This is a genomic window from Bacillus cereus group sp. MYBKT111-2 (assembly GCF_051915205.1).
Classification (GTDB): Bacteria; Bacillota; Bacilli; order Bacillales; family Bacillaceae_G; genus Bacillus_A; species Bacillus_A paranthracis.
In genome coordinates, this window is sequence record NZ_JBQAEG010000002.1 from 490164 (window position 1) to 514817 (window position 24654).

A 24654-nucleotide genomic window follows, 5' to 3' on the forward strand; every position below is an offset into this window, starting at 1 on the left:
TCTTTTTTAATTAATAATGATAAATTGTAAAATAATTGAAGAACCTTGTGATGGTGGTTGATTATCTAATAAAGTTAGCTGGCCAGTACTAACCTGATATAATGGCTGTGGTTGAAGTATTCCATTAATAAACAAATTAATGTACGAAACCTCATCAGGAGATAATATGTGAGTTGTACCATATTGAGCTAGCCCATCTGAATCTGTATATGTAAGTTTTTCTCCATCTGAAAAAGTGTAAAATAATAAATTAGTTGTTGTTATGGGGCCAATAACGCCAGTTGGACCTGTTGTTCCTGTTACTCCCGTTGCTCCCGTTGCTCCTGTTGCTCCTGTTGCTCCTGTTACTCCTGTTGATCCCCTTACTCCTGTTGCTCCCGTTACTCCTGTTGATCCCGTTACTCCTGTTGCTCCCGTTGCTCCTGTTGATCCTGTTGATCCCATTGCTCCCGTTGCTCCTGTTGCTCCTGTTGCTCCTGTTGCCCCTGTTGCTCCTGTTGCTCCTGTTGCTCCTGTTGCTCCCATTGCTCCTGTTGATCCTGTTGCTCCTGTTGATCCCATTGCTCCCGTTGCTCCCATTGCTCCTGTTGCTCCTGTTGCTCCTGTTGCTCCCATTGCTCCCGTTGCTCCTGTTGCTCCTGTTGCTCCTGTTGCCCCTGTTGCTCCTGTTGATCCTGTTGCTCCTGTTGCTCCTGTTGCTCCCGTTGCTCCTGTTGATCCTGTTGATCCTGTTGCTCCTGTTGCTCCTGTTGATCCCATTGCTCCCGTTGCTCCTGTTGCTCCTGTTGCTCCTGTTGCCCCTGTTGATCCTGTTGATCCTGTTGCTCCTGTTGTTCCTGTTGCTCCTGTTGGAATATAAATTGGCGGAAGAACCGGAAAAGTAGGTCCAATATTTTCTGGTCTTACCATACCTTTATTCAAAGATAATTTTTCATCTCTGTTCAATTTACTACCTCATTTCACATTTTGTTTACTAATTAACAAAATAAACCCTCTATCATTTTAGAAAAATTCCATAACTACTTTTTCATACTCAAATGATTTTACATAAAGTAAACTTTTTACCGTTACTATAACTAGTAGTATTAATATAATAAAATGATAGTTCCATTCCAAAATACTAAATCGCTACTATTAAACTCTTCGACTCCACTTTCCGGATCTATTTTTTCTCCCGCATTATCAACTTCAAATTATAATAATAATTTAATAATTAATTTAACTGCTGGTAATACAATTTCACTTCAACTATTCGGCGTATTATCCATAGTTAATTTAGTTGGAGGTGGTTCAACAGGTGCCTCTTTAACAATTATACGAATCGATTAAAAAATGATTCATTCTTTTTATAATAATCATTCTTAAATGCTAAAATAGTAACTACTAGGTCATTCCTTTAGTTTATATTTTAATAACTTCACGTAAGTGATTATGCAATAAGAAATACTTTGTACTATATTCATAGTACAAAGTATCTATACTAAATTTTCCGTATATACATTATCAATTTACACTCCTCACTGCTAATGTTACATTGAACATGAAGATAGTTTCTCAAATGCGAACCATCTCAAAACATATTTGAGAAACATACTCCAATCCTATACGCGAGAGCAACACTATGTTGACACTCAAATGAGTGTCTTTTTTTGTGGATTATAAAAAATAAAAACCATCTCTTATAGATGGTTTTATCATTACGCCTTTCTTTGTTTTTCAAGGTAGCTGTAAATTTATGAAGTTGAATAATAAATAGTCATATTTAACCGGGTTTGCGTTCTTCCAAAATTACGATAGGAATGCGGTCTATCCGCCTTAAAGCGAATTGAATCCCCGCTATTTAATTTATACTGACAATCATTTATTTCAATTGTCAATTCCCCTTCAAACACCGTTATAAATTCTTCAGTCCCTTCTTTATGACCTTCCGAATTTAACTTTCCTTCTGTTTCAATTTCAACCGTATAGATTTCAAAGTTCCTATCATCTTGGAAAGGAAAAGAAGGATACACTTTATATCTTCCATTGTCTTCTGATAATACTTGAACATCATTTCGTAAAACAACTTTCGTATCCGGTTGCGGATTATTGATTAAAGAAGTAAAAGACACTTTCAAACCATTCGCAATTTTCCATATCGTTGTTAATGTTGGACTTGACTCTCCACGTTCAATTTGTCCAATCATCGTTTTACTCACACCTGTTAATTGGGAAACCTTTTCTAAACTTAATTTTTCTTTTTCTCGAATTGTTTTTAAATTTTTCGCCAGAATAAGTTGAATTTCTTCCATAAGAAACACTCCTACACTATATACAATATAACGACCGTTATGTATAATAAAAAGCACACGTTATATTGTTCCTTTCGGTCATTATAACATACAAAATACTTAGGAGGTTTGAAATGCCTATATTTTCTTTTTTGTTATTTGTTTTTATAAGTAGCTTCACACCCGGACCTAACAATTTTTTAGCTATGACATACGCTAATCAACATGGTTTAAAAAGGAGTATGCAATTTTGCTTCGGAGTAGCTTTCGGTTTTTTCATCCTAACTTCCTTATGTAGTTTCTTTAATATTGTACTAATTAAAATCCTACCTATAATCGAATTCCCTTTAAAAATCTTAGGTGTAGCATATATGCTATATTTAGCCCTTAAAATACTCACAAGTAAAACTAGCATAAATCCCGATGAAAAATATAATAAAAATTTATTTACAGTTGGGATTTTCCTTCAGTTTATTAACCCTAAAGGAATACTATTCGGACTAACTGTAGTATCAACTTTTATTCTTCCTTACTACAATTCATATTCAAGTTATCTACTTTTTTCATTATTTCTAGGTGTAGTTGGATTAATGAGCACATTTAGTTGGACATTATTCGGTTCCATGTTTCAAAAACTTTTGTTGAAGCATACTAAATCATTTAACATCCTTATGGCCGTTTTATTAGTTTTCAGTGCGCTTTCCATTATAATCAATTAAATTTCCTTTATTAAATACTCAATAAAAGTATCCTCTTTTTGAGGCCGAGTGATTTTTCTGTTTCACTAAAATAAAATCTTTACTTAACTTTTCATACCACCAGCCTCTACGCTCAAGGTAATCCGTCATTCCTTTAAGTTGCGGCCTCTACTTTTTATCATTCATTTTAAAATCTCCTTATAATAATACAGAAAAATACGCTATAATATAAGTTATTGTTCTTTAGGAGGGGTTTAATGGCTGATAAGTATAAATTTTTAATTCTTGTTGTTACAGCATTTTTTTCTTTCTTTTCCTTAATAAAAGATTTCCGTAACACTTCAAAAAGTTTCTTTTGGGGAAGCTTTGCAATTCTAACAAGCTTTATATTATTATTAACACACGCTTTAGAGTTAACTCCAATACTTCTCCATTCAGCCCAGATGGCTCTTGAGATTATTACAATACCTCGTAAATTATTGTTCCCGTCTGGCACTGAAGTTTCTAGTATTTGCTAACAATTCGTGTATCTAAAAAAATTCAAGTCTATATTTCTAATTATCTTTATAAATATAAAAATGCGGTTTCTCCTTTCTAGAGAAACCGCACCCTATCAAAAATTCTTCTTAAATTTTAAACTGACTCGTATACAGATCAAAGTAAAATCCTCTATCTTCCATGAGAGATTCATGGTTCCCTTTTTCCAAAATACTTCCATCTTTTATAACAAGGATTTGATCTGCTTTTTCAATCGTTTTCAGTCGATGAGCGATTACGAAACTTGTTCGACCTCTCATTAAATTGTTTAGTCCTTCTTGTATTTGTAATTCTGTTCTCGTATCAATATTAGATGTTGCTTCGTCGAGAATTAATATATCTGCATCTGCTAAAATTGCCCGTGCAATCGCAAGAAGTTGTTTCTGTCCTTGACTTAAATTCGATCCTTCTGAAGCAATTTTCGTTTCATATTGATTCGGTAAATGTTTTATAAAAGAATGTGCAGATGCTGCCTTAGCTGCATTGATTACTTCTTCATCACTCGCATCTAATCGACCATAACGTATATTATCCATAATCGTCCCAGCAAATAAATACGTATCTTGTAAAACTACTCCTATTTTACTTCGCAACGAATTCATATCATATTCTTTTATATTTTTTCCATCAATATGAATTTGCCCTTGCTGTATATCGTAAAAGCGCGTTAGCAAATTAATGATTGTTGTTTTGCCCGATCCAGTTGGACCTACTAAAGCAATTGTCTCCCCTGGCCGCGCTTTCAGACTCACTTCTTTTAAAATCGTTTTATTTTCCTCATACCCAAATGAAACATTCTCGAGTGCAACATGTCCTTGTAAATTTTGTACAACGAATGCATCTTTTTTATTTTTGATTTCCGGTACTTCATCCATAATTTCAAAGACACGTTCCCCACCAGCCACTGCCGCTTGAATCGTATTCATTAAAGTTGCGAATTGACTGAGTGGTCTTGAGAATTGACGAGAATAATTAATAAAAGCTGCAATGACACCTACTGTTGTCATTCCATTTAAAACCATTACTGACCCAGTCCCAATTACAAGTCCCATACCTAAGTTGTTAATAAAGTTCATACTTGGAAAAATAAAAGCTGAAAATGTATCCGCCTTCGTTGCAGAAACTCTTAGATATTCATTAATTTCATTGAAATTTTGTACGGTTTCTTTTTCTTTCCCATATAACGTTGTAACATCCGCACCTGTTATAGCTTCCTCAATAAATCCATTTAATTCTCCTAAATCTTTTTGACGCTTTGCAAAGTTTTTACCACTATAAGCAACTAGTTTTTTTGTAACGAAAAACATAATAGGTACTGTAATTAAAGTAACAATCGCTAAAATCCAATCTAATGCGAACATCGCAATCGTCACACCTATAAAAGTTAGCGCTGATGAAATAATTTGTACAACACTTTGTGTCAACGCTTGATTCAAATTATCTATATCATTTGTTACACGACTCATTAAATCCCCTTGAGAACGTACATCAAAGAACCGTAAAGAAAGCGTTTGGATTTTCTCAAAAATATCTTGTCTTATTTTTTGTATCGTTTTTAATGCAACGTTAACCATGACAAATGTTTGTAACCAAGTTAAAAACACTGTAATACCATAAATTGCGATAAGTAACATGCACATTCTTGCTGTGCCATTTAAATCTTTCGGTACAATATATTGATCTATAATTACTCCCATTAAATAAGGACCTAATAATCCAAGTAACGTTGTAGCAAATACTAAAAATATAACGAACGTAAGAGCAGCCTTTTGATAGTCCATATAGTTCCATACTCTCATCACAGTTCCTTTCGTATTTTTAGCCTTCCCCATCTTTGTTGCGTTACGCCCACCTTTATTAGCAAATTGCCCTTGAAAATTACGCATGTTCTTTCCCACCTTCCTTATACAAATTGCCACCTTGGGAAAGATAGATTTCTTGATAAACCTCGCATTGTTCTAACAGTTCTTTATGTGTACCATCACCAACTAATTCACCATTATCTAAAACGAGAATTTTATCAGCATCTATTATTGATGAGATTTTAGAAGCAATTAATAATGTTGTTGTTCCTTTATATTCTCTCCTTAATGCTGATTGAATGTTAGATTCTGATTTAGCATCAACTGCTGATGTAGAATCATCTAATACAAGAATAGATGGCTTTCTCACAAGCGCCCTTGCAATGGATACACGTTGTTTTTGTCCACCAGATAAATTCGTCGCACCTTGTGTTACATGATATTGATAAGAATCTTCCAGTTTGTTAATAAACTCAGTCGCACAAGCTGATGAAGCCGCCACTTCCAGCTCTTCCTTCGTTGCATCTTCTTTTCCATAACGTAAGTTCTCTTCTATACTACCTGAAAACAACAATGCCTTTTGAGGTACAAACCCGATTGAACCACGAAGTTTTTGTAAATCGTATGCCTTAACATTTATTCCATCAATACATATTTCACCTTGATCAACATCGTATAAGCGTGGTAACAATTTTGCTAAAGTAGATTTACCACTTCCTGTAGAACCGATAACCCCTACTTTTTCACCTTTACATATGCGAAATGAAATATCTTTTAAAACATATTCATTATTTTTCGTATAACTATAACTAACATTTTTAAAATCAATATTTCCCTCAATTTCCTTAGGTACAAGCGCATTTGTTTCGCTCGTAATATCAACCTCAGTATTTAAAACTTGCTGTACTCGATCCGCAGACGGAAATGCTCGCGCGATTTGCATAAATACCATACTGATAGACATAAGTGACATTAAAATGATATTCAAATAATTTATAAACGCTAATATAGCTCCTACTTGAAGAGTCCCGTTAAATACTTTTTCTCCACCAATCCATAATGTTGCGACAATCCCTCCGCTTACAACTAACATTATGATTGGCATCATTAAGGAAATAAGCTGCACCGCTCTAATATTTATCTTCGTTAAATTTGTATTAACATTTCCAAACTGATTAATTTCATATTTTTGTCTTACATACGCTTTAATAACACGTACTCCAGATAAATTTTCTTGTAACTTTGTATTCACTTTATCTAATGCTTCTTGCACCTTTTTGAACGTCCCGCTCGCTTTACTCGCAATGAATATAATCGCAAGTAATAAAATTGGAACGACTACGAGTAATATAGGAAATAACTCGCGTGCTGTTACAAAAACAATTATGATACTTCCGATAAATAACAAAGGACCACGAACAAGAACACGTAATGTCATCGTCATCGCTGATTGAATAGATGTAATATCATTTGTCACTATCGTTAATAACTTTCCAGTTCCAAACGAATCACGATTTTCACTAGAAAATGTTTCTATTTTCGCAAACACATTTTTTCGTATGTCAGTAGCGAAATTAACAGCTGCTTTTGTAGAATACATCATACACCCAAGCCCTCCAACTAAACCGAGTGCTGCAGCTCCTATCATAAGAAGCCCCATTTTTATTACATAATTCATATCCCGATTTGCTATCCCAACATCAATAATATGTTGCATAATAGTCGGTTGAATTAAGTCCATCGCAACCTCAAGTACCATAAATAGTGGTCCAATAATAGCGAAGAACATGTATGGTTTTAAATACTGTAATAATTTACGAAATGATTTCATACATAATCTCCTTTTCCCATGAAATTACCCCCGAATAACTCATATCCCTCCTTATTTAAGCGCTGTAGTTTATAATTTCTTTCTTATTCCTATTATATTATGTAAATTAATATTTAACATTATTAAATGATAAGCATTAATGACTTTACGGTCAATAAATGTGCTTTTTATTATATACATATAAAAACCGCATTCCTAATGAAAAGAATACGGTTTTTCATCTATATTTTTTCAGTTGTAAACTCTAAAAACTCAGTCTCAAATCCATTATTTTTAGACGGACTACACGTGTAAAAACCTATTTTAATAGGCTTATTTCCTATATCCTCCATCAAATGAGCGATTCTTATTTGTTCCCATTGGTGGATCTTCTTCACATATATTGTATAATCACCACGTTTACGAACAATTCGAAAACGAAGTTGCTCGTTAGCTAATTCTGTCGGAAAGTCTTGCGTGGACCAATCGGAATATCCATTATTCGTTACGACAGCTCCTAAATGAGATGGACCATCTGGAATATATTCTAATGAAGTTTTCAGCCAACACTTTTCCGAAACCATAACAAAAAGACCAGCTTGATCGAATTTTGAATTTGGATTCATACGCAATTGAACTTCAGCTTGAAAGTCTGTCATCGTCTCTGTATAAAATACATGACCATTCATTACTTCGAATCCATAATGTGTTTTAAGCCAAAAATCTGTTTCGGCTTTCGAGCGGACAATAAGCGCATGATTGTTATTAAGCTTATAATATTCAGGTACATTCATTATAGTAAGTTGCTCAATATGTTCTGGTATATGTGATATTTTCATAATTCCTCCCTAATAAAGCATCTATATACACATTTAAAATTCTACTAATACTGGGAATTTATAACCTTTCAAATCCAACTCTCTATTACTTCGAACCATTAAATACTTACTTGATTGTAATTCTGTAAACTGTACATCCTCAACCCCTAATTGATCTGGAGAGAAGTAAAATTCGATTTCTGTAAATCTTTCAGCAATCTCCCCACATATTTCATCTAAAACTGGAATTACTGGTGCAAACACTCCATATAATTTCAACTTTTCATTATCTACTTCATACACAATTAGAGCATCGAGTTTCTCTGAATAATACAATTTCTCATTCCATTCCGAATTGTACATATTCAAATAAAACGAAGGATGGAAGTTTAATGTTGAAAAATTATTTGAAAGTCTTTGGCTACTATCTATAGTTTCATGTATTAATTTTCTATCCTCTTCCATATAATAATCTAGCTCTCTAAGTAAGGAATCATTATTATTCTTTTTATCATATGGAATAGTCATCAAATACTCCTGCACAACTTTAAAACCATATGATGTATATAGTTCAGGTTTTTCCGTAAACAATAATGTGCATTCACATTTCTTATCGATTTCTTCTATCATTTTACTCATTAATTGTGTCATGAGTCCTTGTCTTCGAAAATTAGGGTGTGTCATCACCGATTGAATGCCTGCTGCATTTATTCTTTCACCATTCACTAGCAATGGTAACGAGAATACCGCAACGTTTGCAATCGCTTTATCTTCTTGTAAAAATGATAAAGCTTTATATGTATCATCCCAATAACCTCTCTCTGAAAAATCATGCAATGTTTGACTTGGAATCCCAAATACTTCTTCAAATAAAGGAAATAACTGCTCTCTTTTCGGTTCTTCTAAAAGAAGTTTTTCAAAACTTTCAACATTCCCCATGTTGTCCCTCCATATGTTAATTCCATCAAATTAGATATAGTTGTAGAACCTGCTCTTAAAGTAATAGGTCTTACCAATCAATATACTATCATAAAATATAAAAAAAAAGTCTAATTAATTTTATGTTTCGACTATTCGAAAACAAGTCGAATAAAACAATATTAGGATTTTTGGATATTAATGAGTTTATTATATAAAAATAGCGCTTTCTAATTCGTTTTTACTAATAGAAATACACTATTTATAATAAAAGATTTTTATTCTTTTATCCCTTCAAGTCTTTCCTTCGTATTCATTTCTTCTCCACTTATACGCTTTTCAAAAGACTTTCTCCAACTACTTGAAAGTGCATTTACTTCTAATATCCTTTTTATCCCTTCAATATTTTGCTTTTCCTTGTGCATGATACGGTTAGCAAACGCTACTGAAACACCCTTTGGATTAGACTGTAGTCTTTTTAAAGTATCAACTGATGATACCCATCCTTCTTTTAATACACGAAAATAAAATCCTGTATATCCTGTTTCTTGAAAATATAGTGGTAACTTTGGAATATTATATTTTTTTGCTAATTTAAAACAAGGTTGCCTTGGTTGTGTTACCTGTACGATTGCCTGTCCGAGCTTAAACGTATCACCAATACAAACATCCTCTTCGCGCATATCACTAACTGTTATATTTTCTCCGAAAGCCCCATATACAAGATCTTGATTCAACTCTTTTTCCCAGTATGGATAGTGATCACCAGTATAAACACAAACTGCTTTATCTACTCCTCCATGATGAACTAAGTCAGCTTGTCCATCCCCATTAAATTTTACAAAAGATAAATATACCGGTTCCTTTACTTGTTTCTTATTTATGCCTGTATGAATTACTTTTCCGCCGTATGTAACCTCTTTTGGTAATCCTATATTTAAAGATAATAATTGATATTAATTAGCCATTCTATTTCCTCCTTTAAAGGTGTTACATGTATTTTCTCTCGGTTAATTTTTACAACCCTCTCTACAAAAGTGAACTTATAATAGTCGTACCAACTGGTCATCAATTAGCTGAACATAATCATGTATCTATTGCTGAATTGCAGAATTACCCTTTAATTCTTTTACCTAAAAATTTCTTTTTAACCGAATTAATTACATCCCATTGTCAAAAATTCAACTTTAAACCAAAACCAATTTTAGAAATTAGTACAATGGAATCTTTAATCCAAATGGTTTCAAAAGGCATGGGAATTACAGTTTTACCAAAACCGTATATAGACTTTTTACAAAATAAAAACATTCAAGCTATTAAAATAGAAAATCCTACTCCAACAATAGAAATAGGGCTTATTTATAGAAAAGATAAATATATGTGTGCTGCAACTCGAGAATTTATTAAACAATTGAAACTAACCGTACATTCTTTACAAAATTAAACGAACAAAAGAGATTATCCTATGAAGTCATTTCATAACGACCTAGTAGAATAATCTCTTTTCATAATGAAATAAAGTATTAACTATAAATTTTAGTGTACCTTTTTGGAAATTGGAATATATTTTGTAAAATAAGCCCCAACTAACAATAATACGATTGAAAATAGCACTGTCAACATACCGCCGAACTGAAACCAATATGCGAACAAATTAAAAATTGCAAGTGAAAAGAAACAAATTGAAGTTAATGCACTCTTCAATCCTTTTATTTCTGCTTTTTTTCTTTTTTGATACGCAATATACATGGAAACGGCTAAAAAAATGATAAAAACAATCATTAATAAAATGTTTAGCATCGGTAATCCCTCCAGTATAAATAACCTCCTTCGGTGCTACCATATTACCCCATTTACCCTTTTGGAATCAATTTATTATTCTCTTCTCTCCAAAAATCAGTATAAGTTTTATTTTCAAAGTTCACATTCACCTCAGAAAAAGGAAGACTCCCTCCAACCTCCAACGAGTACCAGTCATTTAAAAGTGGAGACCCGAAACAAATATTCATTGTGCATTCATGCAAATCAAATAATACGGAATGTAAAGTTCCAAACCATTCTTCATAATTATGCACCGTCAGCCCGGCAGGATATTCTTTTTGTACTAATCCTTTTAAAGACTCTATACTCACTTGTTCATTTCGATTTAAATGTTCATACAATGTGTGATATCGGTTTGTAGATTGTTCTAATCTTCTACTATTCAGTTTTTGAATAGGTAAACTAATTGCGTGGTTTGTTGATACGATAAAATCTTGGCTTTCCTCAACAATTGTGATTATTGATTTATATCCATCAAATATTTCAATACATACTGCATCTACAGGGTCGGCTACTATTAGATTCATATTACTAGCAATTGGTATTTCTTCTATTAGTGACTTAGCCTCCTGCACATTTTTGCATTTCTCCAATAATACTCTAATGACCGCAAAACATTGTAAACCACTTACCGCTGGCTTTCTTAAACCCGCAATATTTCCAACCGGTTGACCACATGCTGAAAATGTAACAGATAATCCATGCTCGTTAACTCCTTCCGTTCGGCCAAAATATTGAGTAGAAAAGCCACTATGTGCATATGCACCTTCAACATGAGTCGAACAAAAACGCATATCATCTATTACTGGTGACAAATCATAGTTTCTTAATACATAAGTATGCTTTAAATCTGTCTTTTTAGGTAAAACAGCACAATGGCTACAACCTGCTTTTAATAGTGTTTGATAATAATACATCATATTTTCAGATGAAATTTTTAATACTTCACAAAACCCTTCAATCTCTTCATTAATTCCTGGACAATAATTATGTAATATGTTCCTAGATTCTGTCCAATGCTGATGCGATATTACATTTTCTTTCTGTATAAATTGCGGAATAAGGTAAGGATGTTGTTTTACAAATTCCCCTTGTTGCTTACCGATTTCATAATGACTTCCTTTTAGCGATGAAAAATACCCCTTTACTTGATACATCTAATTCCCCCTTATTGAATTTATCCATATCGTACCAAATAAACTGTATTCATTCTTGATGTTTTTTACTGTCTTTCAAATCAAATACGGCTGGAATAAAGCGAACAGTTATAAAATAAAAACTAGGAAACTGTAATCTTTAACAATTCCCTAGTTTCTTTCATACTAAATGATTCCCTCTTCCACCATCGTTTCTGCAATTTGCACCGAGTTCCACGCCGCACCTTTTAATAAATTATCGGAAACGATCCAAAGATGGAATCCGTTTGGTGTATCAGGATCTTTTCTAATTCTACCGACAAATGTATCTATTTTCCCTTCTGCGTATAATGGCATTGGATACAGCTGTTCACTAGGGTTATCCTGCAAAATAACACCTGGTGCATCAAACAATATTTCTTTAATTTCTGCAACACTTGCTTCTTTTTCAAGCTCTATATAAACCGATTCTGAGTGACCTGATATAACTGGAACACGCACACAAGTAGCTGCCATTTTCAAGTTTGGGTCTTCTAAAATTTTCTTCGTTTCTTGAATCATCTTTACTTCTTCAAAGGTGAAATCATTATCCGTGAATATATCTACTTGAGGAAGTACATTAAATGCAATTGGATAATGTTTTTTATCTTTTTTCGCTGGTAATATAGTACTCTCCACTTCTTCACCTGCAAGTATTGACTTAGCCTGTTCTTTTAATTCTTGAATTGCATGAATACCAGAACCCGATACAGCCTGATAAGTGGAAACGATAATTCGTTCTAATCCGAATACTTTTCGTATTGGCTGAAGAGCTGTTACCATCTGTAATGCTGAACAATTCGGAACTGCTATTATCCCTTTATGTTCCTTTAAAGTGTGCGCATTTACTTCCGGAACAACAAGAGGTACATCACGTGCCATTCGATATTCACTTGTGTTGTCAATTACAATGGCACCGCTAGTGACAGCTTGATTTACAAATTGTCTAGAAACTTCTCCCCCAGCGCTAAAAAAGGCAATATCTACCCTTTCAAAGCTATTTATTTTTGCTTCTTGTATAATGATCTCTCGCCCTTTAAATTGTACTGTCTTACCAGCTGATCTTTTTGACGAAAGTAACGTAACTTCAGTTATATTAAACTTTGTTTCTTTTTCTAACAGTTCAATAATTTTCTGACCTACTGCACCCGTAGCCCCGACAACAGCTACATGATAGCCCTTTTCACTCATCTTTTCTCCTCCAATGTTAAATGAATAAATATTTCTACAATTTCATTTTATAAGAAATTTAATCATTTGGAAAATTGAAATACGTGATATAATCATTCACAAATCATGATAATAAAAGAGGGATTGTTTATGGAAATGAGACACGTTAAAACATTTTGTGCGATTGTTAAGTATGGTGGTTTTTCTAAAGCTGCTCATGCATTAGGTTATGCGCAATCTACAGTTACAGCGCATATGAAAGCATTAGAGAACGATTTACATATTCCTCTTTTCGATCGGTTAGGAAAAAAAGTACTTCTTACAAAAGCAGGTCATCAATTTCATCCTTATGCTTTAGAATTACTTGCAATTTATGAAAAAGCGCAAGAAATCCCTCAAAATACCGATCAATTAGAAGGTACATTGAGTATTACATCAAACGAATCATTAGCAGTATATCGTTTACCACAATTATTACGTACTTACAAACAGAAAAATCCGAAAGTAAATATCGTACTTGAAACAAACACAAATGAACAAGCATTACAAAAATTACATGAAGGAGAAACAGACGTTGTCTTCATAATTGGAGAAAGTATAGAACATAATGATTTTATTACACGTACTTTTAGTAATGAAACATTTGGATGGATTTTACCTCCCCATTACTGTATACACTCTAATCCATTTTGTTTACTAAACGATACCCAGTTTATCTTTACGGAACAAAGCTGCGGCTATAGACCAATGGTAGATCGTTTTTTACGTCAAAGCGGGAATATTCCAGCTAAAACATTTGAAACGTCCAACGTTGAAGTCATTAAACAATCCGTCATGTGTGAATTAGGAATATCAATTCTACCTTACATCGTTGTACAAGAAAGTTGTCAAAAAGAGCAACTCTGTTTTCAGCCTATTGAAACTCCAACAGTTATTCAAAGCCATGTAATCTATCATAAATCTAGATGGATTTCCCCTGTAGTACAGTCGTTTCTTTCACTATTAAAGGTTATGAAAGTATAAAATAATATGAAAGAAAACATGAGTTGAAATCCTTTAAAGAATATCAACCCACGTTTTCTTTACTACCACTTATATAGTCATCTTCTTTTTATTAGGTGATGTTTTTTCTTTAACTAGAACAAATATGATTGGAAGGACAAGTAAACTAGCAATTGCACAGATTGTTCCTAAAGAAAAAAACGGAAATCCATTACTTATGGCAAGTGACGCTACGCCAGAAGCAATAGTCATCCCAATATACATGGCAGAGCTATTTAATGCCATTACAGTCCCTCGCACAGCTGGTTTTAATTCTGAAATTAGTGCCGTTAATGATGCTTGTCCAAATCCAATAAATAAACTCCAAATAATATGTACAATAATTGCAATTACTAGATTTTCTGTGGAAAGCGAGAATAACATTACACTAATTGAGGATACAATGCTCGCAATGACTATAACACTCTTCTTTCCTATTTTATCAGCTAATTTTCCACCTAAAATATTACCAGCTACACTACCAACTCCTGCCAAAAAAATTACTATACCTATTTTACCAACAGAAATTCCAAAATTATTCTCATAATAAACACCTATGTATGAAAACATGCCATGTAATCCAATTGTCCATAGAAACGTTGCTAATAATGCAAATAAAACTGATATATTTACTACAGTCATTTTCAATGGTGCATCCACCATTTCCGTTAAAGAAACATGCACATCCTCTCTCTCTTTTTCATTTCTTAATATGTGATTAATTAGTAATGTCAGAAATAAAGTTAAAAGTCCTATACTATAAAATGTCCATTGCCAATTTCCTATTTCAGATAAAAATGCGCCTATAGGTACTCCAATGACTGTTGAACCTATCATTGCTCCCATAATTGTTCCCATCGCTTTTCCTCTTGACTCATATGTAACTTTATCTCCTACTAATGCAAAAATACTTGGCATAATCATTGCACCAGATAAACCTGTTAGACCGCGAAATAATAAAAGAATTTCAAAATTCTTCGCTAATCCCGTACAAAATGTAGAAATAGAAAAAATAATAAACCCTATTATAATCATACGTTTCCTTCCAACTCTATCAGACATCATTCCAAATACGGGTGCAGTTATTCCATAACAAAGTGCATAAATAGTAATTAATAACCCTCCACTCCCATCAGGGATACTAATTGTTTCTGTAATTACTGGTAATAAAGGTGCCACTAATAATGAATCTAATCCAACAAAAAAAGCTACAATTGCCAAAATACGTATCATTGACTTTAACTCCATATATAACTCCCCTTTATTTCACATATGAAATAATTATTTATTATTATCCCTTCTTTAATTTTCACTGTACTAGTTTTTATTTCACATATGAAGTATTTATATAAATAAAAATGTAACAGAATGTTACATTTTTACTATATTTAATTCAAGTGCTTCTTCCACTTTAATAATAAAGCCTCTAAAAGTCCTTCTTCTTCTTTCGTAAAACAACCACAATTCTCTTTTAAAAAATCACTATATTGCACATCTACTTGCTTTTTCGTCTCTTCACCTTTTTTAGTTAAATAAACGAGCGTTTCACGTTGGTCATTCGGGTTCTTCTCTGTCATTACGTAACCATCTCGCTTCATCCGTTGAATCATTGTTGTCATATTACTTGGAACACATCCCATGTTTTCAATTAACTTTGACATAGATACTTTCCCAGATTTTGCGAGTACTTGAATCACTCCAAATTGTACATAACTTATATCATATTGTTCAATTGCCTTATCTAGATTTTTTTGGAGTAAATGATAAACATCACGAATATTACCGTAAAGCTCTCTGTTATTCATATGTAAGCCCCTCTATTTTATTTCATATATGAATCATATTCCCATTTATTTCTTGTGTCAACAAAAACACCTTTGTAATTATGATGACAAAGGTGTTTCAACATATCTCTTATTTATTAGTCTGTCCCCCACCTGCAATTAATTTACTACCTGAATATGTACCTTTTTGCATAAACACCTGATTAATCAACTCTTTTTGTTCCGCTTCTGACATTACTCCTGTTCCTTCGCCTAAATTCCCGCTTTGTAATTTCCAAATCTGATTGTGATCCGCATCCATTTTTTCATATTTTCCTTGTTTCCATCTCTCTAAAATATCTGCATATATTTTTCCTTGTACTAGATCATTGTTCTTTACAATATCAAGTAAACTTTCAATACGTTCTTGTGTAATAAAAATATAGCCCCACTTTTGATCAGCTTTCGTTTTTTGATGTGCCATTTCATGTAACGCTGTCTGTATTTTCTCATCTGTCCATTTAAAATTTTTATTAAATCCGCTATTTGGCAATGAATGATTGCCATTTTCTAAAACCTTTGCATCTTCAGCTTTTACATTACTATCAGCTAGTACTTCTGCTGCCGGAGCAGCGGGTGATGCCTTTTTCGCAGCTGGTTTACTATTATTCAAATAATACAGCATACCATATGTTAAACCTACTCCGATTACCGCCATGCCAGCTATAATTCCAATTATTTTAAAGAATGTTTTCATCTTGCTTGTTTCCTCCCGCATATCTCATTCATAATATCTATTTATCAAAAACAGATGCAGCATCTCTTTTTTCGCTGCTTACTACAATTTTTTCATACTAGTCAACATAAACATAACTTTTACTTTCTAGAAATGTAGCAACTCCATCCTCATCGTTACTTTTAGCAATAACTTTAGCGACTGCCTTTAATTCCTCAACAGCGTTGCTCATCGCTACACCAATCCCACACTTCTCTATCATTTCCATATCATTGTAGTCATCTCCAAAAGCAATAACTTCAGATACGTCTCGATTTAAGTGCTGTAGAACATATTGAATACTATTCCATTTTGAAACTTCTGCATGCATAATTTGACACAATGTCCCATCATCTGTAATGACTCCCCTGCATTCATCAGGCAATTCTTTAATGAATTCCTTGTTTATTGAACCTTTAGTACAAATAATTGCTTTAGAAGCTTTTTCAAAGTTCAAATCTCTTACATCCATAATTTCACATGGTACATTACCAAAATAATCAGTAACATCAAAATTGGAATACAACTTATCACCTATTTCAAGACAAATCTGATGAAGATTATACTTTGTTGCTATTTCTATGATTTCTAAAATGTCATTTTTAGAAATCTTCATTTCATATAAAATATCATTGCCTTTAAGAACTAAAGCCCCGTTATAACAAATGATAATCTCACTTTTTAACACGTTGGGAATATATTGTTTTATAGCTCTTGGCGGCCTTGCTGTAGCAAAAATTAATTCGTCCCCATTATTTTTACATTCCCTTAAAATATTAATAGATTTCTCTGAAATTGTTTTGTCACTTCTTAATAAAGTACCATCAAGATCTGAAATAATAATCTTTTTCATACTTAGCTTTATTCTCCTTTCACAAATAATAACTCGAAATATTGATTATTTGTTGAATCAACAGAGCATCTGCCGATAGTTAATCTCAACTTTCTTTTTGTCTCAATTTAATTCCAAGTATCATTTCCATTTGCTACATACTTTCTATTTCTTAAAGCATATACATATTTCCTTATATTGTATTCCTTTTCTTTATGAATTGAAAGATTATTCTGTTAAAAGAGCGAACTTTTCCAAATACTAATTCCACTCAAAGCATTTCATTTTAATTTTATAAAAATAAATGATAGCCTTATATTTAAAGGAGATGAATAAATATGAGTTTATTGCATAACGGTTTAACTTTTTTAAACTTTGATGATACGTATTTATTACAAAATAAACTACATTCTTATTCACATGAAGATATTGATTTTACTCATTTAGAACACGCAAATCTATATTGCGAAAACACTTCTTTAATGCATATAAAAAGAGCATTAAATCGCAGAAAGAATAAAGGAATTACTTTTATAGGTTCTGGAAATTATCATTATGTATCTCATTTATTATTAGAAGAAATAAACAAGCCTTTTACCCTTATACTATTTGATCATCATACTGATATGAACTTACAGGGAGCGAATGAACAGACTCTTATTTCCTGTGGATCTTGGGTATCATTTTCTCTTCGAAATAATGATAATTTAAAGAAGGTAATCATTATTGGGCCTTCTTCTCTTACAATTCATTCTAATGATTGTCCATACGTAGAAATTTTTCCAATTGATATATCACATGAAGTATCCATACATACAATACTTTCACATATTCATACAGAAACAATATATGTAAGCATTGATAAAGATGTTTTAGATCCAAAAGTTACTATTACCAATTGGGATCAAGGGCACATGAAATTATCTAGACTTTTACAATTTATTCATTCTCTAATTATGAATAAATCTATTTATGGTATTGATATTTGTGGTGAACTCCCAGTTTATCCTTCTCAACTTTTCTTACCTAAATATAAAAATGCTATTCAGAAAAATGAACAAGCAAACTTACAAATTTTAAAAACAATTTATGAAACGAACTTACATATTCAATATGCATAAAAAGAACGAGTACCTTATAAGGTACTCGTTCTTTTTATGCGCGATTTTCTTTTAACCACTTCGTAATCGCATCTAATCTCGAAACATCAAAACGACTCTCTTCACACACATGTAAACTGTTTAAGTTATTTACAATTTCTAGTTCATTCGTTTTTACACTTTTCGCTTCAATTATTTTGCAGTACCCGTCTGTAATGGCATTTAAATTTTCATAATAACGTTGAAACGATTTTGATATATGTAAATGTTTTTCAAAGTTTCTTCTTCTTTTTGTCTCGTCAAATTCTTTCCGTTTTCTAAGTTCTTCATCATTCGTATATAAATAAAAATATTGATCAGGAAAACCAATTTCCCTATGTATCAGCTTTTCTTTATAAAAGTTTTCTATTAAAGATAATGGCTGATCAAATATTTCAAAATGGAAACACCAATTATAACTAAGCGGCTGATAAATGTCTCCATCAAGTATTACTAATTTATATTGCTCTGACTTCTGCATTGCTATTTTCCAGCGCTCTACTTGTTTTTCAAAATACCATGTTCTATGTTCATTTTTTGGTCTTTCAAATAATAAATTCACTTCAGGTATAATATAAGCACCATAATTCTTTTCTAACTCACGACACGTTGTGCTCTTACCAACAGCACTTGCTCCCTCAAACGCTATAATCCCCATAGTTTCTCCCTCTTTCATTAACTAAAATCTCTTTGTTTCGCTTTTCTCCCCCATAACTGTTTCCATAAAACAATTGAAGCGATGGAGAGCATTATTGTTGTAATGATACTCCCTTCAATTCCGAACGAGCCTCCATGAAGGAATTCCGATCCACTTGTTACAGGTTTAAAAATTGGTGTAGAATACATTGTCATCCCACTAACTGCAAAACCAAATACGTTATATTGTGCCCAATTCCAAATGGAATGCCATGCGCATATCCCCCAAAGACTACTGTCTTTCAAAACGTAAAAAGCTGCAAACACACCAACTAATATTATATTCGATATTGAAAGAATTGTAATACCTGGATTTAGTAAATGAAGAAAACCAAATAAAAATGAAGTTACAACAATACCGACCCATATACGGCTTCTAACAGAAAGAACTGGAAATAACCAACCCCGAACAACAATTTCTTCTGTTGCACCTTGTATTAAAAAAGCAACTAAAGATCCCACAATTCCAAGTATAACGGTTGGTGTAATGTGTTGCATTTGTAGTTGTACATTTCCAGTTAATAAAAGTAGCATGACTGGTATTGAAATAAAAACAAAACCTATTAATGCACCTCTTAAATATTTTCTTATCCACTGATTTCTCCAAAATCCAATGGATGAAATTGATCTTTTCTCTACAAATCTAATCCATAAAAAAACAAAAAATATAGCTCCGCCAAACGTCAATATCATTTCAATATCACTATAAATTGCTTTCATTAAAAGCGTTTCTGCTTTCGGTAAAAACAACATAAATAACATGAACAATTCACCTAAAGTTAAAAATACAATTGCAAGTATAACAGCGAATACTGGATGAACTTTTCTTCTTCCTTTTTTGGCTGCTTCAATTATTTTAAATTTATTGGACTGCAATATTCTCGCCTCCTAAACAAATACATCAACACTATTCTTATACTATATATCGATTCACTAATACAAATTTTCAATAAAAATGTTCTTAGTTTAGCATAAACCAAAATTAGGAATAATATATAAATAAAAGAGATGTCTTTGTGTCTTTTACCATCCTATTTCAGACTGGTATTACCAGCACTTGCTATTTCCCACCATTTGTTGTAAGATAGTAATTAAGGTCAATTTAACAGTATATTTTCTTTGCATATTATCAAGTATCAATCAGGAACATTTTATATTCCTTATGGGTTTTTGATAATATGTGAAATTTTATTTTTCATTCAAATAAGGCCGAACATATTGTAATCTTTTTAATTTTTAGGAGGCATTACCATGACATTAACAGGTAAAGTAAAATGGTTTAACAGCGAAAAAGGTTTCGGTTTCATCGAAGTTGAAGGTGGCAACGACGTATTCGTTCACTTCTCAGCTATCACTGGCGACGGCTTCAAATCTCTTGACGAAGGTCAAGAAGTTAGCTTCGAAGTTGAAGACGGTAACCGTGGACCTCAAGCTAAAAACGTTGTAAAGCTATAATTCAAACAATAAAAAGGTTGTTACCAGCACGGTTAACAACCTTTTTAATATATAACTAAAATTTTTTACATAAAAGGAGTGGTTACATGTATCGCAATCGAAAGAACGATGTAGCAGAAGTACCACCAGAACAAACCCCTGTCTGGGAATGTGAAGCAGAGGATTGTTTAGGATGGATGAGAAAGAACTTTTCATTTGAAGAAGAGCCTAAATGCCCTTTATGTAAAAGTAGCATGAAAAGCGGAGAACGTTTATTACCTAAGTTAGGTTAATTTTTACTTAACCCCTCTTATTTAAGAGGGGTTTTTTATTATAAATTTAAATCTTCAACATCCGTTCGAACTATAGAATACAATAATGCATCATGTTGCTTATTTCCTTGATGAATATATCCACGTAATAATCCTTCTTTATGAAAACCTATTTTACATAACATTTTACAAGAAGTAACATTTTCAGGGTATGTAATAGCACCAATTCTAAATAAGCCTAAATCTTGAAATCCATAACGAATAATTTCCCTGGCTGCTTCTGACGCATAACCATTCCCCCAATAACGAGGATGTAAGTCATATCCAATTTCAGATCGTTTACTCCATAATTGTAAATTATTTAATCCAATTGTACCTATTAAAGTATTTGTTTCTTTTAATACAATCCCCCATCGTATTGCCTTTTTCTCAAAGTAATTTTTTGAAAAAGATTCAATCATACGTGAAGCTTGTCCAAATTCTGTAAAAGAATTCATACCGTAATAACACGTTACCTCATCCAATGAAAAGATTTCATATATTTTTTGACAATAAGATTGTTCTATTTCAACTAAACGCAAACGTTCTGTTTCTAATATAGGAAATGCCATAGGATCACTCCTTTCTTTCTACTTATTCATTATAGCAGAAAACATATTTATAATTAGGAAAGTCCTCAATGTCCCATTAATCAAATATTTCAAGAGTAGCCTACCCTCTTAATTCAATACGAACTAAGAGTAACCCTTCTTGCATTTACATGATGCGAAAAATAAAGAGATGATCATAGTACACTGATCATCTCTTTATTCCCTATTTATTTGCAACTAATGCCCAATGACATGGAGCTGTTTGTCTCCAATTTATACTTGAAAAACCAGTTTCTCTAAGAAGTGTATCTAACTCATTCACAAATGGATATACTTCTGTACTATCCCACTTCCTCCCAATTCGTTCTCGCGCTTCATTTAATGCAAAATCAGATATGAACATAATATCTAAAAGAAGAAATTTCCCTTCTTTCTTCACTATTCTATAAACCTCTTCACAAGCTTTTTTCCTCTCTGAAGGTAACACCTCATGAAAACAAAAACTGGAAATAACTATATCAAAAGCTTCATCTGCTTGATTCGTATTTGTAAATGATCCTACCTCTAAATGATACATTGGATATTTCTCTTTACATGTTTCTAACATCTTTTCTGATACATCCACCCCTACTACACTCTCATTATTTTCACTCACTAATGAAGCGAATGCACCTGTTCCAATTCCAATATCAATAATTTTTTCTTTCTTATATAGTTGAATCATTTCTTCCGCTTCAATCAAACTATTGTTATATCCATATAATGGACCTGTTGCTTCTTGTAAATTTTCATCGTAAGTTTTTGCCCATTCGTCAAATAATTTTTGCGTTGCTTCAACAGTACGTAACAATCACATTCCCTCCTATTATCCTGTTCTTATCTTCATTTTTAAAAAGTAATTGTATTATTCTCATTGCCATCACTCCGTTCGAATTGATATACCTTACCATTTCGATTCCATACTCACTTTTCCCTTCTAAAACAACCCCCTCCCCCATACATTTATGGTAAAATATAGTCAATACATTATTTTATTGTGGAGGTGTAAATTTCCTTTGTATATATTCATCAGCTTATCCCTCTTACTCATATTACTCATATTTTTATTCGCAAAAAAGTTCACTCCAAACTCATTCATGATGACTAGTTTTAAAGGCAATAGCTTTAAGACATTTTCAATCAGCATTTTAATCGCCGCTACTCTTTCTCTTTCATATGGAATCTATCACGCAGCAACATATCAACCTAAACATTTAGATATCACATTACAAAATCAAAACTTTACTGTTTTCGGTAACGTTGGAGAGCTTGGATATTTCTCAGAAGAATTATTAAAAAAAGATACAGAAGTTAAGCTACATTTTGCCTCTTGGAAACCAATGCAATTAAATAATCCAGAAATAATAGTAAACTATCCTTCAGGTAAACAGGAAACATGGAAACCGAACATAACATTACTTCCTGCCAATAAATTAAAAGAGAAACATGGTATAAAAGAGCTTTATCAACTCTCATCATATTCATTTAAAGAATCCGGTAATATAACATTAACGATTACTGAGAATCATACAACGAATAAAAAGATCTCAATTCAAGTAAAATAAATAAAATATCCCTCCGTTATATTGGAGGGACATTTTATTTATATATGTATGCTATATTAATTTGTCGGTTCATTTAATGTTGCAATTATCTTATTTGCAGTGTTCTTTCCATTTCCAATACACGCACCAATACCGACACCGTAATATGAGGCACCTGCTAAGTATACATTAGGATATAGATCCGTCATTTTTTCTTGTAATGTTTGAACTGCTTGATTATGTTCTAAATGATATTTCGGCATTAAATCTTTCCATTTTGTCACTTCAACTACTTCTGGTTCACCTTTAATTCCGAGACTCTTTTCAATATCATATAAAGCGACTCGTACTAGTTCTTCTTCATTATAATTTTTAATCGTTTCATATACCGGATTCGTACTCTTATAAAACATTCTCACTAATAGCTTTTGGTTTCCAGATGTATGTTTCCACTTCCGGCTTGTCCATGTACAAGCATCACAATGTAAATCACTGTTTTCTGTTACGATAAATCCTGTACCGTCCGCTGGTAATTGTTCATCTAGTATGTCAAATCCTAAGTAAATACTTATAAGTGATGAATTTTTAAATGTATGAAACTGCTCGTTTAACTCATTAGACTGTAATAAAGTTTCTGCGATATCATGCGGAGTTGCTAAAACAACATAATCAGCTTGGATTGATTCTTGATTTGCAAAGGAGACTTCATAGCGATTACCTTGTTTACTTACAGCTGTCGTTACAACACCCTTCTTAACAACCGTCTCAGTCAGCACTTCTTCTAAACGATCAATAATCGTAGATAATCCACCTTTAAATGATACGAATTTTTTATTTCCTGCTGATTGAAACTGCTTTTTATTCTCTTCAAAACCTTTAATAATACTTCCATATTTATTTTTATAATCCAGTAAATACGGTAGTGTAGACGCCATAGTAAGCTCATTCAATTTACCAGAATATACACCTGAAAGCACCGGAGCAATTTGTCTTTCTACTAACTCTTTCCCTAAAAAGCTTTCTAAAAATACAGCAAGAGAAGTATCTTTTGTAAACTCTTTATTTTTCGTTATGAAATCTTTTAAAGCAACAATTTTCCCCTTCGTTGATACTAGCGTACTGCTAAACAACGATCGGGCACTCATCGGTATCCCAAATATAGTGTCAGAAGGAATTGGATGTAAAATATTATCAGAATATATGTAAGAAATACCCGTTTCATTATATACCATTTCTTCTTCTAAATTTAAATCTTTTATAAGCGGCATGACATGTTCATTACGAGCAACGATAGAATCTGCTCCGGATTCCATAATAAAATCCTTTTCTTCTACACTATGGATTTTCCCACCTAAGTACTCTTCTTTTTCTACAAGGATTAAATTTAAATCTATATTATAATCCTTTTTTAATTTTTCTAAATAAAACATAGTAGAAAGTCCCGTTATACCTCCACCGATGACAACAACTGTTTTCATATGTATTGCGCTCCTAACCGATACAATTAATA

Annotated in this window: 26 protein-coding genes and 3 pseudogenes; 9 read left to right on the top strand and 20 right to left on the bottom strand. The window is 32.5% G+C overall.

All coding sequences use genetic code 11. The features are described 5' to 3' along the window. Positions 1-6: 6 nt before the first annotated feature. Positions 7-945 (bottom strand): DUF4183 domain-containing protein, encoded by a 939-nt coding sequence (locus tag ACTFNE_RS07820; RefSeq protein WP_439997973.1) that lies wholly within the window; start codon positions 943-945, stop codon positions 7-9. A 183-nt stretch (positions 946-1128) separates the two neighbouring features. On the opposite strand from ACTFNE_RS07820, the pseudogene ACTFNE_RS07825 reads away from it, so the two are divergent. Continuing rightward, positions 1129-1329 (top strand): annotated as a pseudogene (locus tag ACTFNE_RS07825) (BclA C-terminal domain-containing protein); the annotation flags it as partial. A gap of 404 nt (positions 1330-1733) precedes the next feature. Here the strand turns inward: ACTFNE_RS07825 and ACTFNE_RS07830 are convergent. Beyond that, positions 1734-2348, bottom strand: coding sequence for a helix-turn-helix domain-containing protein (locus tag ACTFNE_RS07830; RefSeq protein ID WP_116777243.1), 615 nt, complete (start codon positions 2346-2348; stop codon positions 1734-1736). A 56-nt stretch (positions 2349-2404) separates the two neighbouring features. Here ACTFNE_RS07830 and ACTFNE_RS07835 point away from each other — a divergent pair, with 56 nt between their 5' ends. After that, positions 2405-2989, top strand: a complete 585-nt coding sequence (locus ACTFNE_RS07835) for a LysE family transporter (RefSeq protein ID WP_001121288.1) — start codon at positions 2405-2407, stop codon at positions 2987-2989. Between the two features lie 18 nt (positions 2990-3007). On the opposite strand, the pseudogene ACTFNE_RS07840 reads toward ACTFNE_RS07835, so the two are convergent. Continuing rightward, positions 3008-3130: pseudogene (locus tag ACTFNE_RS07840) on the bottom strand (N-acetylmuramoyl-L-alanine amidase C-terminal domain-containing protein); the annotation flags it as partial. A gap of 95 nt (positions 3131-3225) precedes the next feature. Here ACTFNE_RS07840 and ACTFNE_RS07845 point away from each other — a divergent pair. Next, entirely contained in the window at positions 3226-3486 is a 261-nt protein-coding gene (locus ACTFNE_RS07845) for a hypothetical protein (protein ID WP_046197421.1), read from the top strand. A 108-nt stretch (positions 3487-3594) separates the two neighbouring features. On the opposite strand, the gene ACTFNE_RS07850 is transcribed toward ACTFNE_RS07845, so the two are convergent. The 5 genes from ACTFNE_RS07850 to ACTFNE_RS07870 all read right to left on the bottom strand — a co-directional run bounded on the left by ACTFNE_RS07850 (position 3595) and on the right by ACTFNE_RS07870 (position 9788). Beyond that, complete coding sequence (locus ACTFNE_RS07850; RefSeq protein ID WP_270705440.1) at positions 3595-5391, bottom strand: ABC transporter ATP-binding protein; 1797 nt, start codon at positions 5389-5391, stop codon at positions 3595-3597. Then, a complete protein-coding gene (locus tag ACTFNE_RS07855) occupies positions 5384-7138 on the bottom strand; it encodes an ABC transporter ATP-binding protein (protein ID WP_000834809.1) in 1755 nt (584 codons plus the stop codon). Before ACTFNE_RS07855 ends, ACTFNE_RS07850 begins: the two co-directional genes overlap by 8 nt. A gap of 221 nt (positions 7139-7359) precedes the next feature. After that, complete coding sequence (locus tag ACTFNE_RS07860; RefSeq protein WP_000703153.1) at positions 7360-7956, bottom strand: DUF1349 domain-containing protein; 597 nt, start codon at positions 7954-7956, stop codon at positions 7360-7362. A 33-nt stretch (positions 7957-7989) separates the two neighbouring features. Further along, on the bottom strand, positions 7990-8874 hold the full coding sequence (locus ACTFNE_RS07865) for a GNAT family N-acetyltransferase (RefSeq protein WP_000528697.1): 885 nt from the start codon (positions 8872-8874) through the stop codon (positions 7990-7992). 257 nt (positions 8875-9131) lie between these two features. Further along, a complete protein-coding gene (locus tag ACTFNE_RS07870; RefSeq protein WP_270705443.1) occupies positions 9132-9788 on the bottom strand; it encodes an MOSC domain-containing protein in 657 nt (218 codons plus the stop codon). Positions 9789-9877: 89 nt separating this feature from the next. On the opposite strand from ACTFNE_RS07870, the pseudogene ACTFNE_RS07875 reads away from it, so the two are divergent. After that, positions 9878-10297: pseudogene (locus tag ACTFNE_RS07875) on the top strand (LysR family transcriptional regulator substrate-binding protein); the annotation flags it as partial. A gap of 92 nt (positions 10298-10389) precedes the next feature. Here the strand turns inward: ACTFNE_RS07875 and ACTFNE_RS07880 are convergent. The 3 genes from ACTFNE_RS07880 to ACTFNE_RS07890 all read right to left on the bottom strand — a co-directional run bounded on the left by ACTFNE_RS07880 (position 10390) and on the right by ACTFNE_RS07890 (position 13040). Further along, positions 10390-10653: a hypothetical protein gene (locus ACTFNE_RS07880; RefSeq protein ID WP_000932119.1), complete on the bottom strand. Its 264-nt coding sequence runs from the start codon at positions 10651-10653 to the stop codon at positions 10390-10392. 53 nt (positions 10654-10706) lie between these two features. After that, positions 10707-11831 carry a C45 family autoproteolytic acyltransferase/hydolase gene (locus tag ACTFNE_RS07885; protein WP_000285218.1) on the bottom strand — a complete coding sequence of 375 codons (1125 nt, stop codon included), beginning with the start codon at positions 11829-11831 and terminating at the stop codon, positions 10707-10709. A 165-nt stretch (positions 11832-11996) separates the two neighbouring features. Next, positions 11997-13040, bottom strand: a complete 1044-nt coding sequence (locus ACTFNE_RS07890; RefSeq protein ID WP_046197424.1) for an aspartate-semialdehyde dehydrogenase — start codon at positions 13038-13040, stop codon at positions 11997-11999. 129 nt (positions 13041-13169) lie between these two features. Here ACTFNE_RS07890 and ACTFNE_RS07895 point away from each other — a divergent pair, with 129 nt between their 5' ends. After that, complete coding sequence (locus tag ACTFNE_RS07895) at positions 13170-14042, top strand: LysR family transcriptional regulator (protein WP_046197425.1); 873 nt, start codon at positions 13170-13172, stop codon at positions 14040-14042. Positions 14043-14111: 69 nt separating this feature from the next. On the opposite strand, the gene ACTFNE_RS07900 is transcribed toward ACTFNE_RS07895, so the two are convergent. From ACTFNE_RS07900 to ACTFNE_RS07915, 4 genes are all read right to left on the bottom strand, one after another. Beyond that, positions 14112-15308, bottom strand: a complete 1197-nt coding sequence (locus ACTFNE_RS07900; RefSeq protein ID WP_000421208.1) for an MFS transporter — start codon at positions 15306-15308, stop codon at positions 14112-14114. A 140-nt stretch (positions 15309-15448) separates the two neighbouring features. Next, positions 15449-15865, bottom strand: a complete 417-nt coding sequence (locus tag ACTFNE_RS07905) for a MarR family winged helix-turn-helix transcriptional regulator (protein WP_001065034.1) — start codon at positions 15863-15865, stop codon at positions 15449-15451. Positions 15866-15974: 109 nt separating this feature from the next. Beyond that, positions 15975-16580 (bottom strand): PRK06770 family protein, encoded by a 606-nt coding sequence (locus ACTFNE_RS07910; RefSeq protein WP_000846580.1) that lies wholly within the window; start codon positions 16578-16580, stop codon positions 15975-15977. A 97-nt stretch (positions 16581-16677) separates the two neighbouring features. After that, positions 16678-17451 carry a Cof-type HAD-IIB family hydrolase gene (locus ACTFNE_RS07915; RefSeq protein WP_000720253.1) on the bottom strand — a complete coding sequence of 258 codons (774 nt, stop codon included), beginning with the start codon at positions 17449-17451 and terminating at the stop codon, positions 16678-16680. A gap of 317 nt (positions 17452-17768) precedes the next feature. Between ACTFNE_RS07915 and ACTFNE_RS07920 the strand changes: the two genes are divergently transcribed. Beyond that, on the top strand, positions 17769-18551 hold the full coding sequence (locus ACTFNE_RS07920) for an arginase family protein (protein ID WP_046197426.1): 783 nt from the start codon (positions 17769-17771) through the stop codon (positions 18549-18551). Between the two features lie 34 nt (positions 18552-18585). Here ACTFNE_RS07920 and ACTFNE_RS07925 read toward each other — a convergent pair whose 3' ends face one another. Together ACTFNE_RS07925 and ACTFNE_RS07930 are read right to left on the bottom strand one after the other, a co-directional pair. Then, positions 18586-19245, bottom strand: coding sequence for an AAA family ATPase (locus ACTFNE_RS07925; RefSeq protein WP_000657887.1), 660 nt, complete (start codon positions 19243-19245; stop codon positions 18586-18588). Then, complete coding sequence (locus ACTFNE_RS07930) at positions 19245-20141, bottom strand: CPBP family intramembrane glutamic endopeptidase (RefSeq protein ID WP_046197427.1); 897 nt, start codon at positions 20139-20141, stop codon at positions 19245-19247. Before ACTFNE_RS07930 ends, ACTFNE_RS07925 begins: the two co-directional genes overlap by 1 nt. A gap of 375 nt (positions 20142-20516) precedes the next feature. Between ACTFNE_RS07930 and cspD the strand changes: the two genes are divergently transcribed. Further along, on the top strand, positions 20517-20720 hold the full coding sequence (gene cspD / locus ACTFNE_RS07935; RefSeq protein ID WP_000176368.1) for a cold-shock protein CspD: 204 nt from the start codon (positions 20517-20519) through the stop codon (positions 20718-20720). A gap of 86 nt (positions 20721-20806) precedes the next feature. After that, entirely contained in the window at positions 20807-20992 is a 186-nt protein-coding gene (locus ACTFNE_RS07940; protein ID WP_000286198.1) for a cold-shock protein, read from the top strand. 38 nt (positions 20993-21030) lie between these two features. On the opposite strand, the gene ACTFNE_RS07945 is transcribed toward ACTFNE_RS07940, so the two are convergent. Together ACTFNE_RS07945 and ACTFNE_RS07950 are read right to left on the bottom strand one after the other, a co-directional pair. Then, positions 21031-21582, bottom strand: coding sequence for a GNAT family N-acetyltransferase (locus ACTFNE_RS07945; RefSeq protein ID WP_000885380.1), 552 nt, complete (start codon positions 21580-21582; stop codon positions 21031-21033). Between the two features lie 202 nt (positions 21583-21784). Next, positions 21785-22411, bottom strand: a complete 627-nt coding sequence (locus ACTFNE_RS07950) for a class I SAM-dependent methyltransferase (RefSeq protein ID WP_000946614.1) — start codon at positions 22409-22411, stop codon at positions 21785-21787. A gap of 205 nt (positions 22412-22616) precedes the next feature. On the opposite strand from ACTFNE_RS07950, the gene ACTFNE_RS07955 reads away from it, so the two are divergent. Then, the gene (locus ACTFNE_RS07955) at positions 22617-23165 is read left to right on the top strand and encodes a hypothetical protein (protein ID WP_000275268.1); all 549 of its coding nucleotides are present in this window, start codon (positions 22617-22619) and stop codon (positions 23163-23165) included. Between the two features lie 56 nt (positions 23166-23221). Here the strand turns inward: ACTFNE_RS07955 and ACTFNE_RS07960 are convergent, their stop codons facing one another. Then, the gene (locus ACTFNE_RS07960) at positions 23222-24622 is read right to left on the bottom strand and encodes a protoporphyrinogen oxidase (protein ID WP_046197428.1); all 1401 of its coding nucleotides are present in this window, start codon (positions 24620-24622) and stop codon (positions 23222-23224) included. Positions 24623-24654: the final 32 nt, after the last annotated feature.

What these genes read in the sequence shown, in the direction of transcription:
- ACTFNE_RS07960 (WP_046197428.1), bottom strand. Translation starts at nt 24,622, where the DNA reads ATGAAAACAGTTGTTGTCATCGGTGGAGGTATAACGGGACTTTCTACT.
- ACTFNE_RS07890 (WP_046197424.1), bottom strand. Translation starts at nt 13,040, where the DNA reads ATGAGTGAAAAGGGCTATCATGTAGCTGTTGTCGGGGCTACGGGTGCA.
- ACTFNE_RS07925 (WP_000657887.1), bottom strand. Translation starts at nt 19,245, where the DNA reads ATGAAAGAGGGAGAAACTATGGGGATTATAGCGTTTGAGGGAGCAAGT.
- ACTFNE_RS07905 (WP_001065034.1), bottom strand. Translation starts at nt 15,865, where the DNA reads ATGAATAACAGAGAGCTTTACGGTAATATTCGTGATGTTTATCATTTA.
- ACTFNE_RS07880 (WP_000932119.1), bottom strand. Translation starts at nt 10,653, where the DNA reads ATGCTAAACATTTTATTAATGATTGTTTTTATCATTTTTTTAGCCGTT.
- ACTFNE_RS07940 (WP_000286198.1), top strand. Translation starts at nt 20,807, where the DNA reads ATGTATCGCAATCGAAAGAACGATGTAGCAGAAGTACCACCAGAACAA.
- ACTFNE_RS07885 (WP_000285218.1), bottom strand. Translation starts at nt 11,831, where the DNA reads ATGTATCAAGTAAAGGGGTATTTTTCATCGCTAAAAGGAAGTCATTAT.
- ACTFNE_RS07945 (WP_000885380.1), bottom strand. Translation starts at nt 21,582, where the DNA reads ATGGCATTTCCTATATTAGAAACAGAACGTTTGCGTTTAGTTGAAATA.
- ACTFNE_RS07915 (WP_000720253.1), bottom strand. Translation starts at nt 17,451, where the DNA reads ATGAAAAAGATTATTATTTCAGATCTTGATGGTACTTTATTAAGAAGT.
- ACTFNE_RS07835 (WP_001121288.1), top strand. Translation starts at nt 2,405, where the DNA reads ATGCCTATATTTTCTTTTTTGTTATTTGTTTTTATAAGTAGCTTCACA.
- ACTFNE_RS07855 (WP_000834809.1), bottom strand. Translation starts at nt 7,138, where the DNA reads ATGAAATCATTTCGTAAATTATTACAGTATTTAAAACCATACATGTTC.
- cspD (WP_000176368.1), top strand. Translation starts at nt 20,517, where the DNA reads ATGACATTAACAGGTAAAGTAAAATGGTTTAACAGCGAAAAAGGTTTC.
- ACTFNE_RS07910 (WP_000846580.1), bottom strand. Translation starts at nt 16,580, where the DNA reads ATGAAAACATTCTTTAAAATAATTGGAATTATAGCTGGCATGGCGGTA.
- ACTFNE_RS07860 (WP_000703153.1), bottom strand. Translation starts at nt 7,956, where the DNA reads ATGAAAATATCACATATACCAGAACATATTGAGCAACTTACTATAATG.
- ACTFNE_RS07900 (WP_000421208.1), bottom strand. Translation starts at nt 15,308, where the DNA reads ATGGAGTTAAAGTCAATGATACGTATTTTGGCAATTGTAGCTTTTTTT.
- ACTFNE_RS07895 (WP_046197425.1), top strand. Translation starts at nt 13,170, where the DNA reads ATGGAAATGAGACACGTTAAAACATTTTGTGCGATTGTTAAGTATGGT.
- ACTFNE_RS07850 (WP_270705440.1), bottom strand. Translation starts at nt 5,391, where the DNA reads ATGCGTAATTTTCAAGGGCAATTTGCTAATAAAGGTGGGCGTAACGCA.
- ACTFNE_RS07845 (WP_046197421.1), top strand. Translation starts at nt 3,226, where the DNA reads ATGGCTGATAAGTATAAATTTTTAATTCTTGTTGTTACAGCATTTTTT.
- ACTFNE_RS07865 (WP_000528697.1), bottom strand. Translation starts at nt 8,874, where the DNA reads ATGGGGAATGTTGAAAGTTTTGAAAAACTTCTTTTAGAAGAACCGAAA.
- ACTFNE_RS07920 (WP_046197426.1), top strand. Translation starts at nt 17,769, where the DNA reads ATGAGTTTATTGCATAACGGTTTAACTTTTTTAAACTTTGATGATACG.